This is a genomic window from Collinsella sp. LCP21S3_A9 (assembly GCF_052118785.1).
Lineage (GTDB): Bacteria > Actinomycetota > Coriobacteriia > Coriobacteriales > Coriobacteriaceae > Collinsella.
On sequence record NZ_JBQKGN010000060.1, the window covers coordinates 1 to 825 of the forward strand.

The window sequence follows — 825 nt, forward strand, 5'->3', positions numbered from 1 at the left end:
TGGTGGCAGATCCTGTCGGCGATGGCGCTGGCGGCCACCTCGTCGCCGAACACCTTCGCCCATCCCGTTATGCCAACGTTGGTGGTGATGATCGTGGACCGCTGCTCGTAGCGGGTGCTCACCAGCTGGAACAGCAGGTCGGCGCCGCCCTCGTCGATGTCCAGGTAGCCCAGCTCGTCGATGATGAGCAGCTTCGAGTGGGCGTAGTACTTCAGCCTCTTCTTGAGTATCCCCCTGGACTGGGCGTCCTTCAGGTCGTCCACGAGCCTGGCGCAGTCTATGAACCTCACCTCCTTGCCGGCCTTCACGGCCTCTATGCCGATCGCGGTGGCGAGGTGGGTCTTGCCCACGCCGGGGCTGCCCACCAGCAGCACGTTCTCGGCCCTGTCCACGAACCTCAGCGTCGCCAGCTCCTCAACCAGGGGCCTGGGCACGGAGGGCTGGAAGGACCAGTCGAAGTCCGCCAGCGTCTTCACGCACGGGAACCCCGACGAGCGTATCCGCAGCCTCGTGATCCTCTGCGTCCTGGCCTCCACCTCGACCTGCGTCATCTGCGCCACCGCGGAGCAGAAGTCCGCATCGCCCTCCGACACCATCCGCATGTAGTCGGGCAAAAGCGCCGACATCTCGTGCAGCCCCAGCGTCCCCAGGTTGTTCTGTGCCCTCACGTAGGGGCTGGCCTCGATCGCGGGATCCGCCATCACTTTCCTCCCATCCGCCCGAGCAGCTCCAGGTTCGCCCGCGCCTGCTCGCGTATGTCCTCGTCGGCCGCCCAGGCCTTATCCGCCATGGCCTCCACGTAGTGCTCTTCTGTATAATTGATCT

At 65.1% G+C, this 825-nt stretch carries 1 protein-coding gene; it reads right to left on the reverse strand.

The features are described 5' to 3' along the window. Positions 1-701, reverse strand: a 701-nt coding sequence (istB, locus tag ACTQ05_RS09540; protein WP_441538973.1) for an IS21-like element helper ATPase IstB, incomplete at its 3' end; no start/stop codon positions are given. Between the last annotated feature and the right edge of the window lie 124 nt (positions 702-825).